Origin of the sequence: Pseudomonas sp. G(2018) (genome assembly GCF_005502415.1) — a bacterium.
Taxonomy (GTDB): domain Bacteria; phylum Pseudomonadota; class Gammaproteobacteria; order Pseudomonadales; family Pseudomonadaceae; genus Aquipseudomonas.
Genome location: NZ_SCOO01000020.1, coordinates 20601 through 42923 on the forward strand (window position 1 = coordinate 20601; position 22323 = coordinate 42923).

Below are 22323 nucleotides of genomic sequence, written 5' to 3' on the forward strand. Positions count from 1 at the left end.
AGCCAGAATTTCATGAACGATATCGACGAACAACTGCGAGAAATCATTCCCAGATTGCGTCGCTTTGCCGTTTCGCTCACGCGCAACTCAAGCAGCGCCGACGATCTGGTGCAGTCGTGCCTTGAGCGTGCGCTATCAAGCTGGGGCGACAAACGAGCCGACGGTGACTTGCGCGCCTGGCTGTTCGCGATTCTGTATCGACAGTTTCTCGACGCTCACCGCCGCTCCCGGCGCTATGCGCGAATGCTCGAATTCTTTACCGGGCGCGACGATGCGCAACCTTCGGTAGAGCGCAGCGTGATCGCCCAATCGACCCTCAACGCCTTCGATCAACTGCCCACCGAACAGCGCGCGCTGCTGCTGTGGGTGTCGGTGGAAGGCCTGAGTTACAAAGAGGTCGCCGAGATTCTCGACGTACCCACCGGCACCGTGATGTCCCGCCTGTCCCGGGCCCGTCAGGCCCTGCGCCAACTCAGCGATGGTGAAATCACCCGCCCTGCCCTGCGGAGACTCAAATGATCAGCATGCCCCCCAGCGAACGCGACCTGCACGCTTACGTCGACCACCAGCTCAGCGACGACGACCGACATCGGGTGGAGACGTTTCTCGCCAGCAACCCGCAGATTTGCGCACAAGTACGCGCCTGGCAGCAGGACGCCCAACAACTGCGGGCGGCCCTGAGCGGTGCCTTGCAGCAACCGGCCAACCCGGACCTCGATCCGGCGCAAATCCGCCAGCGCATGAAGCGCCGGTCCAGACGCCACCTGGCCAGCGCCGCCGTGTTGCTGATCGCCGTCAGCGTCGGCGGGTTCAGCGGCTGGAAGGCTCGGGAAATGACCCTACTCAGCGCCGCGCAACCGATGGCCGACGCCATGCAGGCTTACCGTCTGATAGCCGAGCAGGGACTGTTGCCGGCGGATTACAAGGCTGGGAATGACGGCGACATGCAGGGTTGGCTCGATCGTTATTTCACCCAGGCCGATCGCTTGCCCGACCTCGCCGGCGCCGGGTTCAAACCGGTGAGCGGGCGCTTGCTCAGCACCGAGCAAGGTCCAGCGGCGATGGTGGTGTACGAGGATCAGGGCGGGCACAAAATCAGCTTCTACGTGCGACCGCCGGGACCGAAGAATTTCCTGTTGCCCAGGGGCAGTCGCAGTGATGGCGGGTTGCAGGCCGAGTATTGGTCCGGGGGTGGCTACAACTATGCGATGGTCAGCCCGGCGGATGCGCCGGCGGCGCGAATGCTCAGGCAGACCACTCGATTCTGATCACCATCCCACAGGGTTCAGTGTGTCTACAGCGATTGCGTTCAACCTTGCCCAAATACCTGCGATGGCCGCCGCAACAATGGATCAAACGGATTGATCCTCGGCCCGATCAACGCCGCTTCGCGCTTGAGCATGTCCACCACCGTCGGCAGGCGATCCGGTCCCAGGCGATCGCTTACCGTCGCCACGCTCAACGCCGCCACCGCGCGCCCCTCACGATCTAGAATCGGCACCGCCACCCCGGCCATGCCCTGCAACACACCGGTGTTGCGTCCGGCATAACCGAGTTTGCGCACGTTCTCGACTTCCGAACGCAGGAATACCTCGTCGTACAGATGGAAATCCTTGAGCCGCGGCAAGTTGTAGTGAATCACCGTGTCGCGTTCCTCCTCCGGCAGAAACGCCAAAATTGCCAGGCTACCCTGCCCCACACCCAGTGCAACTCGTCCACCGATATCACCGGTAAAGGTGCGGATCGGGAACGGCCCTTCACTGCGGTCCAGGCAAATCGCATCAAAACCGCTGCGCGCCAGCAGGAACAGCGAATCACCCAGTGACGCCGAAAGCCGCAGCAACGCCGGACGCACCAGTTCGCGCAGGTTGCCGCTGTTGCCTGCGCGGGCCGCCAGGGCGAAAAAATCCAGGCTCAACCGATAGCGTTTGCTGCGCGCATCCTGTTCGACCATGCCCTCGTCCATCAGGCTGCGCAGCAAGCGGTGGGTGGTTGGTTGCGACAAGCCGATGTGCTGCGCCAGTTGCGTCACGCGCTCGCCGCCCTCGACGGTATCGCCCAGCGCCCGTAACACCGCAAACAGCCTTGAGACGGCGCCCACACCGACTTCATTTTTGTTTTCATTCCGCTCAATGGAATCTGACATGTATTTTCTCGATAATTTATTTACTCACCGAATGAAACTGAAAATAGTGGTCGATTCAGTGAAATAGGCCATTGAGCCCATCCTAGTCTTCGTCCTAATCTGCGTCCATACAGGGGCGATTCGAACAACAACGGCAGCCGACTCAAGTCGAGCGCCAACGCACCCCGGCAACACGCTTTCGTATCTGCCCATACAAAAAAGCGCGCCTTCGGGCGACGCATAACAATCTCAGGTGGAGGCGCAGTCATGGCTTTTGTGCAACTTGAAAAACTCGGCAAACGCTACGGTGAAATCGACGCCGTGGTCGCCACCGACCTGTCGGTGGAGAAAGGCGAATTCGTTTCCCTGCTCGGCCCCTCCGGATGTGGTAAGACCACCACCCTGCAAATGATCGCCGGCTTCGTCGAAGTTACCAGCGGGCGCATCGTGCTCGACGGTCGCGACATCACCCACGCCAAACCCGCCAGCCGTGGCCTGGGCGTGGTGTTCCAGAGCTACGCGCTGTTCCCGCACATGACCGTCAAGGACAACGTCGCCTTCGGCCTGCGCATGCGCAAGGTGCCAAATGCCGAGCTCCAGCAGCGAGTCGAGCGAGTGCTGAAACTGGTACGCCTGCACCAGCACGCCGAGCGTTACCCACGGGAGCTTTCCGGCGGCCAGCGTCAGCGTGTTGCCCTGGCCCGGGCGCTGGTGATCCAGCCGCCGGTGTTGTTGCTCGATGAACCACTGTCCAACCTCGACGCCAACCTGCGCGAAGAGATGCAGTTCGAAATCCGCCGCATCCAGCGTGAAGTCGGGATCACCACGCTGATGGTCACCCACGACCAGTCCGAAGCGCTGTCGATCAGCGACCGGGTGGTGGTGATGCAGGCCGGGCGCATCACCCAGATCGACGCCCCTTACACCCTCTACGAACACCCGCGCACCGAATTCATTTCCGGATTCGTCGGCAAGGCCAATCTGCTGCCCGGCGAGCGCGACACCGCTGGCGTGGTTCAGGTATGCAGCCGTGGCGATGGCGAGCTGACCCTGAGCCTGCGGCCGGAAAAAATCGATCTGCGCGACGCGGGCTCAGGTCGCCTGCAAGGCAAGGTCAGCACCCGTTTCTTTCTCGGCAGTCAATGGCTGTACGGCGTGTCGACGCCCCTGGGCGAGCTGTGCGTGGTGCGCCGCAACGACGGCTCGGCACCGCTGAATGAAGGCACGGCGGTGGGTCTGGATTGGGACGCGGCACTATTACGGGTGCTGAGTGCCGACGAGGTGACGGCATGAGTACCCTCGCCGCCATCCGCCAGGGGCGACAGGGTTACTGGTTGTCGGCACCGGCCCTGGCCTTGTACCTCGGGTTGCTGGTGATCCCGCTGGCGCTGACCCTGGTGCTGTCGTTCAACGTCTTCGACTACAGCTCGGGGATCAACGGGGACGCCTACACCGTTGACCACTACGGCAGTCTGTTGGGCGATCCGTATTTCTACGAGATCTTTCTGCGGACCCTGTGGATCAGCGCACTGACCACTCTGCTTTGCGTGCTGATCGGTGTGCCCGAGGCCTACATCCTCAGCCGCATGGGCACCCCGTGGCGCTCGATTTTCCTGATCCTGATCCTCACCCCGCTGCTGATTTCGGTGGTGGTGCGCGCCTTCGGCTGGAGTCTTCTGCTCGGCGCCGACGGCCTGGTCAACCAGACCCTGCAGGCCTTCGGCGGCTCGCCGATGAAGCTGCTCTACACGCCGTTCGCGGTGGTGATTGCGCTGGTTCACGTGATGCTGCCGTTCATGATCATCCCGGTCTGGACCTCGCTGCAAAAACTTGACCCGGCTGCCGAACATGCCGCGCTGTCGCTGGGCGCCAGCCACTTCACGGTGATTCGAAAAGTGGTGTTGCCCCAAGTCATGCCCGGCATCTTGTCCGGCACCTTGATCGTGTTCGGCCTCGCCGCCAGCTCCTTCGCCATTCCCGGCCTGCTCGGAGGGCGTCGCCTGAAGATGGTCGCCACGCTGATCTACGACCAGTACCTGTCGGAACTCAACTGGCCCATGGGTGCGGCGATCGCCGTGGCCCTGCTGCTCATCAACCTGCTGATCATGCTGTCGTGGAATCGCATGATCGAAGGCCGCTACAAGAAGTCATTGGGATAATTCGTCATGTCCAGGAACGGTCCTTTCGCCCTGCTGTTTCATACCCTGGTGGTGTTGTTCATGCTCGCACCGCTGGTGGTGGTATGCCTGGTGGCCTTCACCCCGGAGAACACCCTGAGCCTGCCGACCACGGAGTTTTCCCTGCGCTGGTTCCGGGCTGTGTTCGAACGCGCCGACTTTGTCGATGCGTTCTACAACAGCCTGATCCTGGCGTTCAGTGCGGCCTCGCTGGCGACGCTGATTGCGGTGCCGGCGGCGCTGGCGATCACCCGCTTCGAGTTTCCCGGCCGGGACTTTCTCAACGGGCTGTTTCTGTCGCCGATCATCATTCCGCACCTGGTGCTGGGGGTGGCGTTGCTGCGTTTGTTTGCGCTGATGGGGGTCAACGGCAGCTTCGCCTGGCTGATCTTCGCCCATATGCTGGTGATCACCCCATACGTGCTGCGGTTGGTGCTGGCCTCGGCCATCGGCCTGGACCGCAGCGCCGAACACGCCGCGCAATCCCTGGGTGCCGGGCGTTTCACGCTGTTCCGCCAGATCACTTTGCCGATGATTCTGCCGGGGGTCGCCGGCGGGTGGTTGCTGGCGTTCATCAACAGTTTCGACGAAGTCACCCTGTCGATCTTCGTCACCTCGCCGGCTACTCAAACCTTGCCGGTGCGCATGTACGTCTACGCCACCGAATCCATCGATCCGATGATGGCGGCGGTGTCGGCGCTGGTCATCGCGCTGACCGCGCTGACCATGATTCTGCTCGATCGGGTCTATGGCCTGGATCGGGTTCTGGTGGGCAAACAATGAGGGCGCCATGGCTCTGTTGAAACGACTGGCCGAAGGCGACCGCCCGGCCCTGGACTTTACCCTCGACGGCCAACCGGCCAGCGGCCTGCTCGGCGACACCGTGCTGACGGCGGTACTGACCGTGAGCGAACACCTGCGCGGCAGCGACTTCAGCGCCGAACCCCGCGCCGGTTTCTGCCTGATGGGCGCCTGCCAGGACTGTTGGGTGCGGCTGGGCGATGGTCGCCGGGTGCGTGCGTGCTCGACCTTGCTTGAAGCCGGACAGCACATCAACCGCGAGCCGGGGCGATCGATATGAACACCCATTCCATCTGCAGAAAACCAATCCCCTGTGGGAGATCGGGTATGAAGCCTGTGGTCATCATCGGCGCGGGCCCCGCGGGTATTCGTGCCGCACAAACCCTGGTCACCCACGGCATTCGCCCGGTGCTGCTGGACGAAGCCGCGCGCGGTGGCGGGCAGATTTATCGGCGCCAGCCGGACAACTTCAAGCGTTCGCCGGTCAAGCTGTATGGCTTTGAAGCACGCAAGGCCGTGGCGCTGCACCAAACCCTCGATGAGATTGGCGAACAGCTCGATTACCGCCCACAAACCCTGGTGTGGAACGCCGAGGAAGGCACCCTCGACACCTTGCAGGATGGCTGCGCCGGGCGGCTGGAATTTTCCCGGGTGATTGTCGCCACCGGCGCCACCGACCGGATTCTGCCGGTTCCGGGCTGGACATTGCCCGGGGTCTACAGCCTCGGTGCGGCGCAGATCTCCTTGAAGTTCCAGGGCTGCGCCATTGGTGAGCGCGTGGTGTTCGCCGGCAGCGGGCCGTTGCTGTACCTGGTCGCGTATCAATATGCCAAGGCTGGCGCCAAGGTGGTTGCGGTGCTCGACAGCTCGCCCTTCGGTGCCCAGGCCCGCGCCCTGCCCGGCCTGTTGGCGCAACCGGCCACGTTGGCCAAAGGCATCTATTACCGAGGCTGGCTGACTGCCCACGGCATACCGGTGCATCAGGGCGCAACCTTGAAACGGGTCGAGGGCGAACAACGTGCACAAGCGCTGATCTGGTCCGATTCAAAAGGCGAACATCAACTGGACTGCGATGCCGTCGCCTTTGCCCATGGCCTGCGCAGTGAAACCCAACTCGCCGACCTGCTCGGTTGTGAATTCGCCTGGAACCCCCTCAACCGTGCCTGGCTGCCACAACGCGACGCCGCCGGGCGCAGCAGTGTTGCCGAGGTGTACCTGGCCGGTGACGGCGCCGGAATCATGGGCGCCGACGCCGCGGAAATGGCTGGCGAGCGCGCCGCGTTGGCGGTGCTCGAAGACATCGGTTACCTGATCGCGCCGCGACGCGCCGCTCACCTGGAACAAGCCCTCGAACGCATCGGCGATTTTCGCCAGGGTCTGGAACGCGCTTTTGTCTTCCCCGAAGACTGGGCGGCTGGCATCGCCGATGACGTCATGGTCTGCCGTTGCGAAGAAGTCCGTGCCGGCGACATTCGTGAGGTCGTGCGCGAGGGCCATTGGGAAATCAATCGGGTCAAGGCTCATTGCCGGATCGGCATGGGTCGTTGCCAGGGGCGGATGTGTGGCGCGGCCGCGGCGGAAATCATTGCCTGCCATAGCCAGCGCGCCGTGTCCGAGATCGGCCGGCTGCGGGCCCAGGCACCGATCAAACCGCTGCCCTTTGGCCTGGAGATCGAAGCATGATCGAAGTCGACGCAGTGATCATCGGCGGTGGCATCGTCGGTGCTTCGGCGGCGCTGTTTCTCGGCAAGGCCGGACGCCGCGTGGCGCTGCTGGAGCGGGATTTTTGCGGTTCTCACTCCAGCGGCGTGAACTATGGCGGCGTGCGTCGCCAGGGTCGTCCGCTGTCGCAACTGCCACTGTCGCAACGCTCCCACGCCATCTGGGCGCAACTGCCGCAGTTGATCGGCATCGACGGCGAGTACCAACGCAGCGGCCACCTGAAACTCGCCCGCAGTCCCGACGATTTGCGAGCCTTGCAAGACTACGCCACCAGCAGCCTGGGCTTCGGTCTCGATTTGCAGGTACTCGATCGTGCCGAACTGCGTCGGCGTTTCCCATGGGTCGGTGAGGTGGCCGTGGGCGCTTCGTATTGCCCGGATGATGGTCACGCCAACCCGCGGCTGGTATCCCCGGCCTTCGCCCGGGCGGCGCGGCGCCACGGCGTGCAGGTGCATGAGCAATGCGCGGTCACGGCCGTGGAACACGACGGCCAGCGCTTTCGCGTGCGCACCCAGACAGGTCTGGAGTTACACGCGCCCTGGCTGTTGAACTGCGCCGGAGCCTGGGCCGGCAGCCTGGCCGCGCAATTCGGCGAGCCGGTGCCGATGCACTCCGGACACCCGGCGATGCTGGTCACCGAGCCGTTGCCGCTGGTGATGGATGCCAGCACCGGCGTCGAAGGCGGCGGCATCTATGCACGCCAGGTCGCACGCGGCAATTGCGTGCTGGGCGGCGGCCAGGGCTTTGCCCTCGACGACGCACGCGCCCGTCCCGGTCAAGGCGCGGTGCTGGAAATCCTGCGTCAGGCGGTCGAGCTCTACCCGTTTCTGGAAGGCGCCCAGGCGATTCGCACCTGGAGCGGCACCGAAGGTTATCTGCCCGATCGCCAACCGGTGATCGGGCACAGCCGTACCCAGCCTGGTCTGTTGCATGCGTTCGGCTTTGCCGGCGCCGGTTTCCAGATCGGCCCGGCGGTGGGCCAGGCGCTCACCGAGATCATCTGTAGCGGCGCGTCAAAGACGTCGCTGGATGCGTTTTCCATCACCCGGTTTCACTCCATCTCCGTAGCTTGATAGAGGAAGGTCGCGCCAATGAAAAACCTCAAACGCAACGCACTGCTCGGTTTGTCCTGCATGAGCGCCCTGCTCACCATCACCCAGGCCCACGCCGAGCCGACGCTTTACCTGGGCATGAACGGCGGGACCATGGAACGGCTGTACGCCGACAAGGTGCTGCCGGCATTCGAAAAGGCCAACAACGTCAAAGTGGTGATCGTGCCCGGCACCTCCGCCGATATTTTGGCCAAGGTCCAGGCCAGCAAGGGCAATCCGCAGATGCACGTGATGTTCCTTGACGACGGCATCATGTACCGCGCCATTGCCATGGGCCTGTGCGACAAACTCCAGGACAGCCCGCCCCTGGCGCAGATCCCGGCCAAGGGGCGGATCAAGGATGAGGCGGTGGCTGTCAGCCTCGGCGTCACCGGCCTGGCCTACAACACCCGTTTGTTCAAGGAGAAAGGCTGGAACGCGCCGACCTCTTGGATGGACATGGCCGACCCGCGCTTCAAGGACAAACTGGTGTTCCAGTCGATGGCGTCTTCCACCTTCGGCCTGCATGGGTTCCTGATGTTCAACCGGATTCAGGGCGGCAACGAAACCGATGTCGAACCGGGGTTCAAGGCCTGGCCGAACAGCGTCGGGCGTAACGTGCTGGAATACATTCCAAGCTCGGCGAAGATCTCCGAAATGCTTCAGACCGACGAAGCGGCGCTGTTTCCTCTGACCCCGACCCAGGTCACCGCGCTGAAGCTCAAGGGCATGCCGGTGGAATACGCCCAACCGAAAGAAGGCGCCGTGGTACTCAACGTCGCCGAATGCGCCATCGCCAACAACACGCAGCCGGAACTGGCGCAAAAACTCGCGGCGTTCCTGCTGACGCCCGAAGCGCAAGCGGCTGCGCTTGAAGATGGCGACCAGATTCCGTCCAACCCGAACACGCCGACCACCGACCGCACCCGCGGGCAGGTCGAGGCGATGAAGCAGTATCTGCAAACCGCGATTGCGGTGGATTGGGATCAAGTCAACGAACAACGGCCGGCGTGGAACGCGCGGTGGAATCGCAGTATCGAGCGGTAGACCACTGATACACCCCTTGTGGGAGCGAGCCTGCTCGCTCCCACAAGGGTTCGTGGACATCTGAAAAATCGGGTCACCTGAAATCAAAACCCCACATCCAGCACCACACTATCCAGATATGTCCCCGCCGGCGGCGTCGCCTGATCGGTATAAATCCTCGCGTTGTAATTAAAAATCTGACTCCCCGTGCCCAACCCGTTCCCTGGATTGACCTCGGCATCCGAACTCGCCCGACGCGCACTGCCGACATTGCCCCAACGGGTCGTGTCGGCACTTTTGAAAATGTCATAGGCCAGATAATTACCGCCGGAAATCATCCGCCGCTGCCCACCGACACTCTGCGCATTCTGCCCATCGTCAAGGCCCACGGTATAAGCACTGCCCTTGGTGCAGGCCAGGTTGATGGTCTGTCCGGTAACCGGGGTAAAGGCGCTGACCACCGGGGCACTACCGAACGCAATGTTCGGCGCGGTGATGGTGCAGTCGTTGGCCACCGTCAGGTTCACCGTCAGCGTGGTCGTGCCGCTGTTGATATCGCGCCCCAGGCAAACGTTGCCAATACCGATGCCCGAGCAGTAATTCCAGCTCCAGAAAATACTCAGGGTTTCGCTATAAACCCCGGCCGCGACATTGCTGCCGATCGTGGTGCCGAAATACAACGGCACGGTTTTCGGTACCGTACCGTTGAGCAAGCCAAGCGCATCGATGATGCCGTTGCGGGCGAAGTCGTAGGCGGTGCCGCGGGTCAGTGGGTAACTGGTGCTGTTGTTGGCGTAGATCGTGTAGCCGATGACATCGCCGGTCGGCCCGAGCAAACCGCTCTGGGTCGACGTGACGGTAGCCCAGAAGTGATCGTTGCTGGTCAGCAATGACAGCAGTGAGCCGGTGCAGCTCAAGCCGCCGTTGAGCGTGGAACTGGGTTGCGATGTGGTGCGCACGGCAATCGAACTCAGCGAGCCGAAGGCTGCTGGCGTGGTGCTGACCACCGAACACAAAGCCAACGCCTGCCCCGGCAGCCAGAGCACCAGCAGCATCAACCACTTCATCGGCACACCAACGGCCCGATCAGCGGGATCTGGTCCTGATTGATATCGACGGCGAACTGCACATGACAGGCTTTGCCACTGGCCAGGGTCACCTGCAGATCGTTCTGCTGTTGCAGGTTTTCCAGGTACACCAGCCCGTCCCAGCCCACCACGGTTTGCGTGCCGCTCTGTTCGTGCGCCACGCCACTGCCCAAGGGCAATTCCCGCTGCTGCGCATCCACCAGCACAATGCTCGCGGCGACCACCCGGCTCAACGGAAACTCCAGCAGATAACCACTGCCACGACGTACCGCGATGCGTTGTTCGACATTCGGGCTGCGTACGTTGGCCGGCAGGTTCAGCGGATCGATTTCGTATTTGCCACGGTAGTAGGCGCTGCTCCAGGGCACCAGCAAGTGCCCATTGCGATCGGTCTGGCCGACCTGCTGGTTTTCGTAGCGCACGGGAACATCGGCATAGCCACCGGTGCTGACCACAACAAAGGCATCGTCGATGCGATTGGCGGCGAACACCTGGCGATCCATCCACACCAGCGACCCACTGGCATCGGCCCAGCGGGTTTCGGCATCGCTGGTGCCGTAAACCCCGGCCTGCAATTGCACCGACTGCAGACGCCAGGTCAAGTCGGCCTGCCGGTAATCCGGACCGTCTCCCTTGGCGTAACCGAGATTGAATCCCACCCCGCCCTCTGTCGGTACGGCGCGGCTGTAATTGACCCGCTGCTGATTCTGCCCGGTCTTGCTGCGCTCGCTGCTGATGGCCAGGCTGCCGCGCAGGTCGAACGGAATGATCAGTTGTGCCTGCACTGCCCAGTTGCTGTCACCGATCTCGCGGTTGGCCGACAGGTAAAAACTGCTGTTGCGCCACAAGGGTTTGCTCCATGTCAGGTTGAGCAAGCGAGTACGTGAGTCGTCCGCTGCGCGCACGTCGAAATACCCGGCGCCGAGGCTGCCCCAGCTGTTGAGGTTGAGGCTCAGGGTCGCCTGTTCACTGCGCTTGCTGAGGGTGGTGTACGGACTGTCGACCAGCGTCAGGTCGGCGTATTGATCACGCCGTTGCAGGCGCTGCCAGGAGAAGCTGTAGCGCTGGCTGCTGTATTGATAACCGAGGCTCAGTTGCTGACCGCTTTCACCGTCGAAACGGCTTTCGCTGATAGCGCTGTTGAGTACCCCGAAGTTGCCCAGGCGTACATTTGCGCCGAGGCCACCGAGAGTCAGCGCGTCCGAGGCTTCGGCGTGGCTTTCCAGGGTAAAGTTATCGCTCAGGCCATAACGCAGGCTGCCGGAGGTGGCACCCGAGCCATAGCTGAAATCACGCAAGCCGTAGTCCTGGCGCAAGGTGCCGGCCGCCACGGAAAAGTCCGACAGGCCTTTTTGCAGCAAACTGCTGGTGACATAGAACGGCACCGTGGTGGAAACCTGCCGACCCAGTGCGTCGGTAGTCACCACCACCGCCTCGCCGGCGCCGTTGATGAACGGAATATTGGTCAAGGTGTAGGGGCCCGGCTGCAAATCGGCACTGCTGGATTTGTAGCCGTTTATGAACAGGTCCACCGAGGACGGCACCGCTGCTTCACCGGCAAACTGCGGCAAAGGGTAAGTCACCAGATCCGGGCGCACGCCGAAATCCCACGACAGTTGTACCCCGCCCAGGCGTACCGAACTGCTCCAGGGTAAAGCGCCGCTGACCAGATCGCCGGCCTCGTAGGTCAGCAGCCGATCGTCATCGGAGTAACGCCAGGTCGTGTCATAACGCAGATAACCATTGTTCAGCGTGTTGACCTCATCCCCGGACAGGGTACGGCGATATTGGCCGGTGTTGGACAGCGTGCCCCAGCTGTCGAACAGCCGCACTTCGTTCCATGCGGCCAGGTAGGTGCCGCCGTCATCGGTATCGTTGAGGTACAGGTCATAGTTGAGCAAGGCGCCGAAACTGCTCAGGGCCGGGGTGCGCGGGTAGGCTTGGCGACGACCGACAAACTGCTCGGGCAGCCAATCAGGCGGTACATCCAGCAACAGGCGCTGAGCATTGCTGTCGTACTCGCTGTGCAAGCCCGGCAAGCTGTCGAGGCCGACTTCGGCGCCGAGATTGTCCGGCAGTTTCATGCCGGTTTCACGCAACGCGCGGGTGGGTACGAAGAACTGCCCGTTGCGCTGCTCGACCGCCACGACCCGTCCTGTATTCATCTGGTTGACCACCAATTCCAGAAACAACTGCGCATCGGTCACAGCTTCCATGCCGCTGGGCGGAGGCGGCAAGTCGCCCGCCTGCGCTGGATGCATGACCACCAGGCAACACACATAGCCCAAGGCCCACAACGGACGCTGCACACCGCGAGCCCTGCCTTGGCTCATTACTGCTGTACGTCCGTCAATGGACCTTGTCCTCCGTAACACCACCTACTACAAAAGAACTGAGGCAGGGAGCTTTTGTGGCGAGGGAGCTTGTTCCCTCGCCACAAAAAACGCCTGGCCCTGCAAGCGCTCAAACCTCAGCGCGCCGGCGCGATACTCTGGATCTGCGGCGCCCCATTGACCCTCATCTGCAATGCCGGGTCGCCAGCCACCGGAGCCGGCGCGGGCCAGCGCATGATGGCGCCGGGCAACACATACCCCAGCAGTCCTTCCACCAACGGTTTGCTCTGACTGCCGTGTTTGAGCGAGACATCGGTCAGCCGCGCATGCACCGCGCCCTGGTTTCGCACCTCGACATAGGGGCGCCCGTCCACCGACACCGTGCGCCAACTCAGATCCGGCAGGCCAATGCCTTTCGGATCGCGCTGGCGGGTGGTGTCTTCCTTACTCCACAGGCCGGCGCCATAGGCAAACAACGGCACCGAATAGCGCATCTGAAAACGTATCGCCGCCGCGGTTTTTCCGTCGTCTGCCACAGGGGGGTTCGCCGAGGGAATTTCATCGATGATGATCCGGTAAGCCAGCTCTTGCCCCGGCGGGATGTCCCGGGTACGGGTCAGGCGCACCAGTTGTTTCTGGCCGGGCTCTATCTTCGCCACCGGCGGACTGCCGATCACGTCGCGCTGGTTCTGGTATTGATCGCTGAAGCCGCTCTGGCTCCAGGCAAATACGCGGATCTGCAAATTGGCGGTCTCGCTGCCGCGATTTTCCAGCCACAAGGCACCGGCCTGTTGGTCGGCCTCCAGCACCGGATCGATCGGCCAGATCAGCACCGAACTGGCCGCCTGCACCTTGGCCGCCCCCAGCCACAGCAATGCCGACAGCATGTGCCCCACGACCGAAGGTCGCCGCGAAGGTGAATACATGTGCTTGCCCCTTATGTCTGACAGGCCTTGATCCGATCGCCCCGTTACCACGACAGCTGCACCTGCAGCACATCGCTGTACGTCCCCCCGGGTTGATTGCCCGGTAACTGCACCTGGCCGTAAATCGGCAGGTGGATGTTGTTCGCATCGCTATAGGCCACCGCCACACTTTGGCCGATCCCCAGGCTCTGGCTGAACGCCGCATCGCGAAACAGCTGATACGCCACCCGATTGCTGCCAGTGGTGAGCTGCATGTGCCGCCCACCACTGTTGTATTGCCCGCCATCGACGCTCATGTTCAGGGTCACGCCCGGCGTGCATTGCAACTGCACGCCTGCGGTCAGCGCCACCTGGACCGTGCCGGTGGCCAGTGCCGGGCGACTGCCGAAATTCAGGCTGCCGTAATTGGAAACACCGCCGACCACCAGGCAACCGGGGGTGATCGTGGCGCTGACCTGGAAGCTCTGGCTGGTCACCGCCGCCAGCGGCAACGGCACACTGCCCGCACAGAGCAGCAGCATCGCCGTACAGCCATGTCGACCCATGACACTAAAACGTCAGTTCGACGGAAATGGTGTCGGTGTAGGTGCCCGCCGGCAGCCCGGCCTTACCCACCGCCTGACCGTAGATGTTTACGGTCTGCGCCACGCCAGTGCTGGCGGCAAGATTGATCACGTCGTCAATCGCCAGCAGCTGCGAGTGCCCGGCATCGGTGTACAAGTCATACGGCACATAGTTGGCGACACCGTCGTAGAGTGCCCGGGTACCGCCCGCCGATTGCCCGTCGTGAGCCCCGGCACGTACCTTGACCGTCGGCGTGGTGCCGCTGGAGCACAGAATCGATAGCGCCCCGCCGCCGCCACCCAGCACCTGCCCACTGGCCGTGGTGAACAGGCTGTCGGTGGTGCCGAAGTTCAACGCACCGAAGTTCAGATTGGTGGAGCCACCGCTACCGTTGACCTGGCAACTGCTGGTCAGGATCAGGCTGGAGGTGATCTGGCCGGTGACCGTGGTGGCTGCCTGGGCGCCGAACACAAGCGTCAGTCCCAGCAATGACAAACCTATCCCTGATGCAAACGTACGCATGGTGTCCTTCCTCTACGGGGTTACCAGTCGAGCGTCACCGTCAGGGTGTCGGTATAGACACCGGCCAGTAACACGCGGGTGTTCGCCACCATCGAGCCGAATACCGGAATTGGTATCTGCGCCCCGCTGGTGACAGCGAAATTGTGTTGTTGGCCGATGCTGTAGCGCTGGTTGCCGGATGCATCCAGGAACAATTGATAAGGGATGGTCTGACTGCCGTTGCTCAGGCGCCGTGTGGTGCCATCGCCATGGGTGCCGCCATCGATGGTCACGGTGAAACCGGTAACCGCCGGGTTGCAGGCCACGTTCAGCTTGCCGCTGGCTACTTCGCCTAGGCTGGCCTTGATCGGCCTGCTCCAGGTCGGCCCTTGCCGGCCGAAATCCAGCGTGCCGAACTCGCTGACCAGGCTGTCGGGGTCGCCGGCGTTAGTCACTTCGCAACCGGCGAGAAGGGTCAGCCGCGCCTGGATCTGCCCGCTGACTGCCGCTTGTGCGATCCCGGCCAACAACACCAGCGCGCCCATGGCGAAAACCTTGCAGAACTTTGTCATCACACTCATCCCAATCCCTCAGGATTAAATACACGGTCGTTCGTTTGCGAACGCCTTCCCTGCACAACCCGGATCCGCCAGGTTGCTTGCTGCTACCAGCTGAGCGTCACTTTCACCAGATCCGAATAGCGACCGGCCCGGGCAATCTCTGCCAACGGTTCGATGCGGGCATACAACGGTAAATCCACCGAGCCGCTGTCCGGAACGCGACCGCTCACCGGCACATCGACCGCCAGCGGGATACGCCGCGCCGGATCCTGATAGAGTCGATAAGGGATGGATTTGCTGTGTTCGGCGTTGCCCGCCATGTAACGCACGTCGCCGACGCCACCATGCAGGCCGCCATCGACGCGTAATTGATAAGGGGTGTCGGGGTTGCATTCGAGCCGTGGCAGGCGCTCATTCATCAGCGCAGCACCCAGCGGCCCGCCGAGGCTATCCAGCCGCGCGGTATTGCCGAAATCCAGCACGCCCAGTTGCTCGACGCCCGCACTGCGTTGTTGCCCGACCAATTGACAGCCACGTTGCACATCGAGCCGCACCTCCACCAGGAATTCGGCGGCCGACGCTATCGCACTGAGCCCCATGCCCAAGACTGCCAACACCACACGTTCATTCACGGCCCCATTCCTTTTGAGGGGTGTCCTGAAAAAAAAAGATTAGCAAGACATCAAAATATCGCCAGTCACAGAATGAAATTGGATCCCGTAAAAACACATGCTTCGTAGCGCCACAGTGACAGAAATGTCTTAAGCAACGCGAAATAAGTTGTACATACAGCAGTATTCTGTATAACAACGCCTTTTATTCATCGACACAACTGGAAGCAAATTACCCTCTCTGGGTACACTATGCCGCCGCGGCTCAAGCAGCCTGCCTGAAGAAAACGGGGTGACATCACAGTGGCCGCTCGACCGCCCAACCGTTCGCGACTTACACCGCGCTGGCCATCGCTGCGCCGCCTCTTCGGCAAGGCCTCTACCGAACCGGCCAAGGGTGTTGCAAGCGGTCGGGTCATCCACGACTACTTTCACCACAAGGCCCACTCCCAGGGCTACACCCTCAGCCATAGCCAGCAACGCGTGATCGAGTGCATGGCGCAGCACGCCACGACACTGCTGGGTGCCGCGGCAAAAAACCTGCCGGGGCTTTATCTGCATGGTGCGGTAGGTCGCGGCAAGAGCTGGCTGCTCGACGGTTTTTTCCAGGCTGTCCCCCTTGCGGAAAAACAGCGCCTGCACTTCCACGAATTTTTTGCCCGCCTGCACCAAGGGATGTTCCGCCATCGCGATCAGCCGGATGCACTGGCGACCACGCTTGATGAGTTGCTGCGCGATTGCCGGGTGCTGTGCTTCGACGAATTCCACGTCCACGACATCGGCGATGCGATGCTGATCACGCGGTTGTTCAAGGCGTTGTTCCGCCGTGGCATCCTGCTGCTGGTCACCTCCAACTATCCGCCGGAAGGCCTGTTACCCAACCCGCTGTACCACGCGCGTTTCAAGCCGGTGATCGATCTGATCAACGCGCGCATGCAGGTGATGGAAGTCGGTGGGCCGCACGACTATCGCAGCCAGGCCAGAACCCACGCGCAACAACTGTTTACCCAGGGACGATATGTCTGGCCCGCCACGCAGGCACAACGTCAGGCCTCGAACCTGCCGCCCGCCGATACGCCGGCCATTGCTCTGCCGGTCGGCTCCCGCCATCTGCCTGCCCGATACTGCGAAGGCCGCACCATTGGCTTCACATTCGGCGATCTGTGCGACCACCCCACGGCGGTCATGGACTACCTGGAACTGTGCCGGCGCTTCGACCACTGGATCATCGATGAACTGCCCAGCCTGGCCGACTGTTCGATTGCCGCCCAGCAGCGCTTCATCAATCTGGTGGACGTTTTGTACGATCAGGACAAGCACTTGATACTGCTCGGCCAGCGCTCGTTGCGTGAAAGCCTGGGCGGCGATGCCATCGACCTGGCGCGTACACGCAGTCGGTTGGGGCAACTGATGGAAACTCGCGAACCTTAAGCCGCCTTTGCGAGCAAACCCGCTCCCCCATTTGAACGCAGTCAACTGTGGGAGCGAGCCTGCTCGCGAAGGCGGCCTGACTGACACCGAAGCTTTCCCGCTATCATGCCGCCCATTCATTCGACCGATAGCGAACCCCGTTCATGCACACCCTTGCACAACTGCGCGCCGGCACGCTGGCAGGCATCACTCGCCTGGACCTCAGCGCTGGCCTCACAGAGTTCCCTCGGGAAATCTTCGACCTGGCGGACTCCCTGGAAGTACTCAACCTCAGCGGCAACGCCCTGAGCAGCCTGCCGGATGACTTGCACCGCCTGACTCGACTGCGCGTGCTGTTTTGCTCCGACAACCAGTTCACCGAACTGCCTGCCTGTGTGGGTCAATGCGCGGCGCTGACCATGATCGGCTTCAAGGCCAACCGCATCGAACGCGTACCGGGTGATGCGCTGCCGCCGTTGCTGCGCTGGCTCATCCTGACCGACAACCGTGTCAGTGAGCTGCCGACCGAACTGGGTGAACGCCCCTACCTGCAAAAACTCATGCTGGCGGGCAACCGCCTGGAGCGCTTGCCCGACAGTTTGCGCGACTGCCATCGACTCGAGCTGATCCGTATCGCTGCCAACCGCCTGACCGCGTTGCCCGAATGGTTGCTGTGCCTACCGAGCCTGACCTGGCTGGCCTACGCCGGTAATCCGCTGGAAACCGAAGCCGCCCTTGAAGCTACCGCGAGCATTCCCTGGTCGGCGCTGCACCTGGAGCAAAACCTGGGCGAAGGCGCTTCCGGAGTGATTCATCGGGCAACATGGGCGCGACCAGGACAATCGGACACGCAGGTTGCCGTCAAACTCTACAAAGGCGAAATGACCAGCGATGGCTCGCCTTTGCACGAAATGAACGCCTGCATCACCGCCGGCACACACCCCAACCTGATCCGCGTTGAAGGCCGGATCGTCGACCACCCGCAGCAAACAGCCGGGCTGGTCATGCAGTTGATCGAGCCGAGCTACCGCAACCTCGCCGGCCTGCCGAGCCTCGCATCCTGCAGTCGCGACGTTTACTCCGACGATACCCGCTTCACTGCCGATGTCGCCCTGCGTATCGCCCGTGGCATCGCTTCGGTAGCTGGCCACTTGCACCACCAGGGCATTACCCACGGCGACCTCTATGGTCACAATATTCTGTGGAACGAGAACGGCGATTGTCTGCTGGGTGACTTTGGCGCGGCGTCTTTCCATGACACGGCGGACAACCTTGAAAGCCGCGCACTGCAAAGGATCGAAGTGAGGGCGTTCGGGATTCTGCTGGGGGAATTGCTGGAACGGATCGATCCGGGGTTGAGTGAAGAACAGCGACTGACGCTTGAGGATCTGCGGGAGCGTTGCTGTCAGCCGGATGTGCTGGCGCGGCCGGGGTTCAGCGAAATTTTGCAACTACTTGATAGTCAGTGACTGCTTCGCGAGCAGGCTCGCTCCCACAATGGTTCCGTGTTGGACACATAATTTGTGACCAGCATAGACCTACTGTGGGAGCGAGCCTGCTCGCGAAGGCGGTGTCACTGAAGCAACAAATTAACCCGCCAACCCGACAAACATGTCCTGCACGTCATCATGGTTATCCAGGCCTTCGAGGAAGGCCTCGACTTCAGCCATCTGCTCGTCGCTCAGGCCGCTGACCGGGTTCTTCGGCTGGTAGCCCAGCTTGGCCGACAATACGGTGAAACCTTGCTCCGGCAGGGCTTTCTGTACTGCATCGAGGTCAGCAGGATCGGTCAGGAACAAGGTCGCGCCCTCTTCACCGGCTTCGAAATCCTGGGCGCCGGCTTCGATGGCCGCCATTTCCGGGTCGGCATCGGGGGTGTCCGGGGAGGCTTCGATCATGCCGACATGGTTGAAATCCCAGGCCACCGAACCGGAAGCGCCCAACTGGCCCTTGCGGAACGCAACGCGGATTTCAGCAACGGTGCGGTTGATGTTGTCGGTTACGCATTCGACGATCAGCGGCACCTGATGTGGCGCAAAGCCTTCATAGGTCACGCGATGGTATTGCACGGTTTCGCCGAGCTGGCCGGAGCCTTTCTTGATCGCGCGCTCCAGGGTTTCGCGGGGCATCGAAGCTTTCTTGGCCTGTTCAACCACCAGTCGCAGGTGTGCGTTGGTGGCGACATCAGCGCCATTGCGCGCAGCAATGGTGATTTCCTTCACCAGTTTGCCGAAGATCTTGCCCTTGGCATTGGCTGCCGCTTCTTTGTGTTTAACCTTCCACTGTGCGCCCATTACTCACTCTCTTGTCTATGGCGCCGAGACATCTATTGGCCGACGCATGGTGCCAAGTTTATACGGCCTAAAGTTGGCAATCGACCAAAAAATCATGACGTGCCCACCGGTTCCCGGGATCGACATCTTCACCGACCGTTGTAGGGCGATTCTGAAACTTCGGTTTGCGATGACTATACAGCGCTGCGGTTTCGTACCCTCTGCACCCGTATTCCATGGCAGAAGCATTCGATGCACAACGACAAGGAAAGTCCCTTCACCCTGACCCTCCTCGACGACAACTTGAGTTTGCAGGTGGTGCAGTTCAGCGGTCTTGAGGCCCTTAACCAGCCCTATCGATTCGACATCGAAGTACTCGGCCTGGCACCGGCCCTGCCCCTCGAACGCTTGCTGCAACAACCGGCACTCCTGAATCCGGGCCAGGGTCCGGGTTTTCATGGCGTGCTGCACAGCGTCAGCCGTGAACATCAAGGGCCGCACCGGATCCGCTACAAACTGGTGCTGGTGCCAGCGTTGCAAGCGCTGGACAAGTACCGGTCCCGGCGGATCTTTAAACACCTCAGCGTGCCCATGATCCTGCGTCAGTTACTGGAGGAACATGACCTGCCCGACAGCAGTTATCGCTTTGAACTGGCGACCGGGCAGTATCCGTTGCGGCCGTTTTGCATACAGTACGAGGAAACCGACCTGGCCCTGCTGCAACGGCTGTGCGAGGAAGAAGGCATTCACTATCACTTTGAGCATCATTGCGACGCGCATGTGCTGGTTTTCGCCGAAGACAGCCTGAGTTTCCCACAGGAGCCGTTGCTGATGACGTTCAGCAGCGATACGCCTGAGGCAGGCAACCCACCGACCCTCAGCGAACTGTTCCAGCGTCATGACGCGTACTCCCCGTCCCCGCGACTGGACGCCAAAACCCGTGGCGCAGCGGGATGCGACGACAGCGCGGCCAATCACCCCTTTGCTCCGGCAATGCCACCTTTGCCCCGCCCCGCGATCGAACAGCGCCATCGCGATCAACTTGCCCGCCGGCATCTGGAACGCCTGCGTTGCCGACAGATGCAGATCCATGGCCAAAGCAATCACCCCGAACTACGTAGCGCCTGTATCGTCCAGGTGGCGGAACATCCGCTTTCAGGCTTCAACGATCAATGGCTGGTGACCCAGGCCCGGCATCAGGGGCAACAGAACTCGATTCTGGCGCCGGATACGCCCGACACGCCGCCGCGCTACCGCAATCAGTTCACCGCCATCCCCTGGGCGACGGTATTCCGCCCGGCGCTCGAACAGACCAGGCGGGGCATCCCCGGTTATCAGCCTGCCCGGGTATGCGGCCCTGCCGGGCAACCGGCGATGCTGGATGACCGAGGCCAAATACAAGTCAGTTTATGGCCCGCGTCTGACGCCGATTCCGAGGAACCCGGCGATCTGTGGGTACCGATAGCACTGGCATCGGCGGCCAACCGCATTGATCCATCCGTACTGCCATTGGCCGGCAGTGACGGGCTGGTCAGTTTCCTTGGCGGCGACGCCGACCGACCGGTGTTATGCACGTGCCTGGGGCCACACCCTACGCCTCGTCCCGTCCACTCCCCGGTACCCCCGGGCGAATCCCGTTTGCTGCTCGACTGGCTGATCAACCCCACGGCCCCTGAGCCCTGACCATCAGCCCTTATCAGCCTTGCCGGCCGCCGCCGCGAACTTCGCCAGGCGCACGTCCAGGTGCCGTGGCCGGCGCCCGTGATCCTCGGCGCGCTCCTTGCGGCGGATGGCGTTGCGGACCATCAACGAACCGAGGTAACGAATCGGCTCCGGCGGGAAAAAACCCAGCGGCCCGTTCACCAGTGGCGAACGGGTCCACGGGTTGTCGAGGCCCTGGACCATCGAAGCGAGAATCTGTCCGCCCATATGGCACGGCCCGACCCCGCTGCCGGAGTAGCCGAAACCGTAGAACACGTTGCCACTGGCGCTCATTTGCCCGAAGAACGGCAACCCCGTGACCGATCGATCCGACGGCCCGTTCCAGGTCGCCTCGACCTTGACGTCGGCAAAGGCCGGGAAGAAATCCGCCAGGCTGCTTTGCAACAGGCCGGCATAGGGCGACGGCTGATCGAACACCGGCAATATGCGCCCGCCATAGGCGAAAGTGTTACCGCCCTTGCCGAGCATGATCCGGCCGTCGGGCGTGTTGTGGTAGTAGTGCACGAAGATCCGCGAATCGAGCACCGTGACGCCGCTGGTCAAACCGATTTCATTGAGCAGGTCAGGCCGGGGCTCGGTGATCAGCATGTCGCTGGAAACGATCGCCACGCTGCGCTCGAACTGGGGGAATGCCCGGGCCATCCAGGCGTTCATCGCCAGCACCACCCGGTCCGCACGAATGATGCCGTTCGCGGTTTGTATCCCCACCGGCTTACCTTCCTCGAGCCCGGTCATGGCGGTGTTCTCATGAATTTTCACCCCCAGTTGCAGGGCCACCCGACGCAAGCCGCGCACCAGTTTTCCCGGTTGTACGCTGGCGGCCGCCGGGGAAAACCAGCCTTCCAGGTGTTTGCTGGAACCGGCCATGCGCTGCACATCGGCCAACGGTCGTTGACTGAACGAATTGATGCCATTGCGTTCCAGCGCCGCAATCACGGCGTCGGTCGAGCCCACCTGGGCGCGGTTGGTCGCGGTATAGAGGGTGCCGTCGAGACGATAATCGGCATCCACCGCGTACCGCTCGCAGAAGGCACCGATAGCGTGGATGCTGCGTTCTGATTCCTTGACCAGTCGCACGGCTTCTTCGACGCCGAATAGCCGCTCTAGGGTGAAATATTTGGCCGACCACGACAACGCACAACCACCGTTGCGCCCGCTGGCACCGGCGCCGCAGATGTCCGCTTCGATCAGCCGCACCTCCAGTTCCGGGTTCTGCTCCTTGAGCATGATCGCGGTCCACAACCCGGTGTAGCCGCCACCGACAATGCACACGTCGGCGCGAACATCGCCTTGCAGTGGCGGACAGGTTTCGCACGTTTCAGCCTTCAGGGCCTGGTCCAGCCAAAAGGGTCTCATGGGATCGATCTCCGGTTCAGATGCCCACACCACAGCC

General features: G+C 62.1%; 22 protein-coding genes. 12 read left to right on the forward strand and 10 right to left on the reverse strand.

The features are described from left to right. Positions 1–12: 12 nt before the first annotated feature. Positions 13–519 (forward strand): sigma-70 family RNA polymerase sigma factor, encoded by a 507-nt coding sequence (locus FFS64_RS18865; RefSeq protein ID WP_137806660.1) that lies wholly within the window; start codon positions 13–15, stop codon positions 517–519. After that, positions 516–1268, forward strand: a complete 753-nt coding sequence (locus tag FFS64_RS18870; RefSeq protein ID WP_137806661.1) for an anti-sigma factor — start codon at positions 516–518, stop codon at positions 1266–1268. Before FFS64_RS18865 ends, FFS64_RS18870 begins: the two co-directional genes overlap by 4 nt. Before the next feature lie 41 nt (positions 1269–1309). On the opposite strand, the gene FFS64_RS18875 is transcribed toward FFS64_RS18870, so the two are convergent. Beyond that, positions 1310–2146: an IclR family transcriptional regulator gene (locus tag FFS64_RS18875; RefSeq protein WP_137806662.1), complete on the reverse strand. Its 837-nt coding sequence runs from the start codon at positions 2144–2146 to the stop codon at positions 1310–1312. 246 nt (positions 2147–2392) lie between these two features. Here FFS64_RS18875 and FFS64_RS18880 point away from each other — a divergent pair, with 246 nt between their 5' ends. Genes FFS64_RS18880 through FFS64_RS18910 form a run of 7 tightly spaced genes read left to right on the forward strand, consistent with a single transcriptional unit; the run spans position 2393 to position 8963 of the window. After that, positions 2393–3418, forward strand: coding sequence for an ABC transporter ATP-binding protein (locus tag FFS64_RS18880; protein ID WP_137806663.1), 1026 nt, complete (start codon positions 2393–2395; stop codon positions 3416–3418). Next, positions 3415–4284 carry an ABC transporter permease gene (locus tag FFS64_RS18885; protein WP_137806664.1) on the forward strand — a complete coding sequence of 290 codons (870 nt, stop codon included), beginning with the start codon at positions 3415–3417 and terminating at the stop codon, positions 4282–4284. Before FFS64_RS18880 ends, FFS64_RS18885 begins: the two co-directional genes overlap by 4 nt. Before the next feature lie 6 nt (positions 4285–4290). Further along, entirely contained in the window at positions 4291–5085 is a 795-nt protein-coding gene (locus FFS64_RS18890; protein WP_137806665.1) for an ABC transporter permease, read from the forward strand. A 7-nt stretch (positions 5086–5092) separates the two neighbouring features. After that, the gene (locus FFS64_RS18895; RefSeq protein WP_137806666.1) at positions 5093–5383 is read left to right on the forward strand and encodes a (2Fe-2S)-binding protein; all 291 of its coding nucleotides are present in this window, start codon (positions 5093–5095) and stop codon (positions 5381–5383) included. A gap of 47 nt (positions 5384–5430) precedes the next feature. Beyond that, on the forward strand, positions 5431–6786 hold the full coding sequence (locus FFS64_RS18900) for an FAD/NAD(P)-binding oxidoreductase (protein WP_137806667.1): 1356 nt from the start codon (positions 5431–5433) through the stop codon (positions 6784–6786). Beyond that, positions 6783–7898, forward strand: coding sequence for an FAD-binding oxidoreductase (locus tag FFS64_RS18905; RefSeq protein ID WP_137806668.1), 1116 nt, complete (start codon positions 6783–6785; stop codon positions 7896–7898). The genes FFS64_RS18900 and FFS64_RS18905 overlap by 4 nt, the downstream gene beginning before the upstream one ends. Before the next feature lie 18 nt (positions 7899–7916). Beyond that, entirely contained in the window at positions 7917–8963 is a 1047-nt protein-coding gene (locus FFS64_RS18910) for an ABC transporter substrate-binding protein (RefSeq protein ID WP_137806669.1), read from the forward strand. An 83-nt stretch (positions 8964–9046) separates the two neighbouring features. On the opposite strand, the gene FFS64_RS18915 is transcribed toward FFS64_RS18910, so the two are convergent. From FFS64_RS18915 to FFS64_RS18945, 7 genes are all read right to left on the reverse strand, one after another. Further along, positions 9047–10009, reverse strand: a complete 963-nt coding sequence (locus tag FFS64_RS18915; RefSeq protein WP_137806670.1) for a spore coat U domain-containing protein — start codon at positions 10007–10009, stop codon at positions 9047–9049. Beyond that, positions 10006–12363, reverse strand: a complete 2358-nt coding sequence (locus tag FFS64_RS18920; RefSeq protein WP_137806671.1) for a fimbria/pilus outer membrane usher protein — start codon at positions 12361–12363, stop codon at positions 10006–10008. Before FFS64_RS18920 ends, FFS64_RS18915 begins: the two co-directional genes overlap by 4 nt. A gap of 137 nt (positions 12364–12500) precedes the next feature. Further along, positions 12501–13289, reverse strand: coding sequence for a molecular chaperone (locus tag FFS64_RS18925; protein WP_137806672.1), 789 nt, complete (start codon positions 13287–13289; stop codon positions 12501–12503). A 44-nt stretch (positions 13290–13333) separates the two neighbouring features. Continuing rightward, positions 13334–13834, reverse strand: a complete 501-nt coding sequence (locus FFS64_RS18930) for a spore coat U domain-containing protein (RefSeq protein WP_137806673.1) — start codon at positions 13832–13834, stop codon at positions 13334–13336. Between the two features lie 4 nt (positions 13835–13838). Next, complete coding sequence (locus FFS64_RS18935; protein ID WP_137806674.1) at positions 13839–14375, reverse strand: spore coat U domain-containing protein; 537 nt, start codon at positions 14373–14375, stop codon at positions 13839–13841. A 20-nt stretch (positions 14376–14395) separates the two neighbouring features. Continuing rightward, positions 14396–14926 carry a spore coat U domain-containing protein gene (locus tag FFS64_RS18940; RefSeq protein ID WP_137806717.1) on the reverse strand — a complete coding sequence of 177 codons (531 nt, stop codon included), beginning with the start codon at positions 14924–14926 and terminating at the stop codon, positions 14396–14398. Positions 14927–15018: 92 nt separating this feature from the next. Continuing rightward, positions 15019–15513, reverse strand: coding sequence for a spore coat U domain-containing protein (locus FFS64_RS18945; protein WP_137806718.1), 495 nt, complete (start codon positions 15511–15513; stop codon positions 15019–15021). Positions 15514–15828: 315 nt separating this feature from the next. Between FFS64_RS18945 and zapE the strand changes: the two genes are divergently transcribed. Both zapE and FFS64_RS18960 read left to right on the forward strand, forming a co-directional pair. After that, the gene (zapE, locus tag FFS64_RS18950) at positions 15829–16956 is read left to right on the forward strand and encodes a cell division protein ZapE (RefSeq protein ID WP_137806675.1); all 1128 of its coding nucleotides are present in this window, start codon (positions 15829–15831) and stop codon (positions 16954–16956) included. 143 nt (positions 16957–17099) lie between these two features. Next, positions 17100–18404: a leucine-rich repeat-containing protein kinase family protein gene (locus FFS64_RS18960; protein WP_137806676.1), complete on the forward strand. Its 1305-nt coding sequence runs from the start codon at positions 17100–17102 to the stop codon at positions 18402–18404. 120 nt (positions 18405–18524) lie between these two features. Here the strand turns inward: FFS64_RS18960 and FFS64_RS18965 are convergent, their stop codons facing one another. Further along, positions 18525–19229, reverse strand: a complete 705-nt coding sequence (locus tag FFS64_RS18965; protein WP_137806677.1) for a YebC/PmpR family DNA-binding transcriptional regulator — start codon at positions 19227–19229, stop codon at positions 18525–18527. 231 nt (positions 19230–19460) lie between these two features. Between FFS64_RS18965 and FFS64_RS18970 the strand changes: the two genes are divergently transcribed. Beyond that, on the forward strand, positions 19461–20891 hold the full coding sequence (locus FFS64_RS18970) for a type VI secretion system Vgr family protein (RefSeq protein ID WP_137806678.1): 1431 nt from the start codon (positions 19461–19463) through the stop codon (positions 20889–20891). A 3-nt stretch (positions 20892–20894) separates the two neighbouring features. Here FFS64_RS18970 and FFS64_RS18975 read toward each other — a convergent pair whose 3' ends face one another. Further along, the gene (locus tag FFS64_RS18975; RefSeq protein WP_137806679.1) at positions 20895–22286 is read right to left on the reverse strand and encodes an FAD-dependent oxidoreductase; all 1392 of its coding nucleotides are present in this window, start codon (positions 22284–22286) and stop codon (positions 20895–20897) included. Between the last annotated feature and the right edge of the window lie 37 nt (positions 22287–22323).

What these genes read in the sequence shown, in the direction of transcription:
- FFS64_RS18910 (WP_137806669.1), top strand. Translation starts at nt 7,917, where the DNA reads ATGAAAAACCTCAAACGCAACGCACTGCTCGGTTTGTCCTGCATGAGC.
- FFS64_RS18865 (WP_137806660.1), top strand. Translation starts at nt 13, where the DNA reads ATGAACGATATCGACGAACAACTGCGAGAAATCATTCCCAGATTGCGT.
- FFS64_RS18960 (WP_137806676.1), top strand. Translation starts at nt 17,100, where the DNA reads ATGCACACCCTTGCACAACTGCGCGCCGGCACGCTGGCAGGCATCACT.
- FFS64_RS18900 (WP_137806667.1), top strand. Translation starts at nt 5,431, where the DNA reads ATGAAGCCTGTGGTCATCATCGGCGCGGGCCCCGCGGGTATTCGTGCC.
- FFS64_RS18940 (WP_137806717.1), bottom strand. Translation starts at nt 14,926, where the DNA reads ATGACAAAGTTCTGCAAGGTTTTCGCCATGGGCGCGCTGGTGTTGTTG.
- FFS64_RS18895 (WP_137806666.1), top strand. Translation starts at nt 5,093, where the DNA reads ATGGCTCTGTTGAAACGACTGGCCGAAGGCGACCGCCCGGCCCTGGAC.
- FFS64_RS18870 (WP_137806661.1), top strand. Translation starts at nt 516, where the DNA reads ATGATCAGCATGCCCCCCAGCGAACGCGACCTGCACGCTTACGTCGAC.
- FFS64_RS18890 (WP_137806665.1), top strand. Translation starts at nt 4,291, where the DNA reads ATGTCCAGGAACGGTCCTTTCGCCCTGCTGTTTCATACCCTGGTGGTG.
- FFS64_RS18925 (WP_137806672.1), bottom strand. Translation starts at nt 13,289, where the DNA reads ATGTATTCACCTTCGCGGCGACCTTCGGTCGTGGGGCACATGCTGTCG.
- FFS64_RS18965 (WP_137806677.1), bottom strand. Translation starts at nt 19,229, where the DNA reads ATGGGCGCACAGTGGAAGGTTAAACACAAAGAAGCGGCAGCCAATGCC.
- FFS64_RS18885 (WP_137806664.1), top strand. Translation starts at nt 3,415, where the DNA reads ATGAGTACCCTCGCCGCCATCCGCCAGGGGCGACAGGGTTACTGGTTG.
- FFS64_RS18915 (WP_137806670.1), bottom strand. Translation starts at nt 10,009, where the DNA reads ATGAAGTGGTTGATGCTGCTGGTGCTCTGGCTGCCGGGGCAGGCGTTG.
- FFS64_RS18970 (WP_137806678.1), top strand. Translation starts at nt 19,461, where the DNA reads ATGCACAACGACAAGGAAAGTCCCTTCACCCTGACCCTCCTCGACGAC.
- FFS64_RS18975 (WP_137806679.1), bottom strand. Translation starts at nt 22,286, where the DNA reads ATGAGACCCTTTTGGCTGGACCAGGCCCTGAAGGCTGAAACGTGCGAA.
- FFS64_RS18935 (WP_137806674.1), bottom strand. Translation starts at nt 14,375, where the DNA reads ATGCGTACGTTTGCATCAGGGATAGGTTTGTCATTGCTGGGACTGACG.
- FFS64_RS18930 (WP_137806673.1), bottom strand. Translation starts at nt 13,834, where the DNA reads ATGGGTCGACATGGCTGTACGGCGATGCTGCTGCTCTGTGCGGGCAGT.
- FFS64_RS18945 (WP_137806718.1), bottom strand. Translation starts at nt 15,513, where the DNA reads ATGGGGCTCAGTGCGATAGCGTCGGCCGCCGAATTCCTGGTGGAGGTG.
- FFS64_RS18875 (WP_137806662.1), bottom strand. Translation starts at nt 2,146, where the DNA reads ATGTCAGATTCCATTGAGCGGAATGAAAACAAAAATGAAGTCGGTGTG.
- FFS64_RS18905 (WP_137806668.1), top strand. Translation starts at nt 6,783, where the DNA reads ATGATCGAAGTCGACGCAGTGATCATCGGCGGTGGCATCGTCGGTGCT.
- FFS64_RS18880 (WP_137806663.1), top strand. Translation starts at nt 2,393, where the DNA reads ATGGCTTTTGTGCAACTTGAAAAACTCGGCAAACGCTACGGTGAAATC.
- FFS64_RS18920 (WP_137806671.1), bottom strand. Translation starts at nt 12,363, where the DNA reads ATGAGCCAAGGCAGGGCTCGCGGTGTGCAGCGTCCGTTGTGGGCCTTG.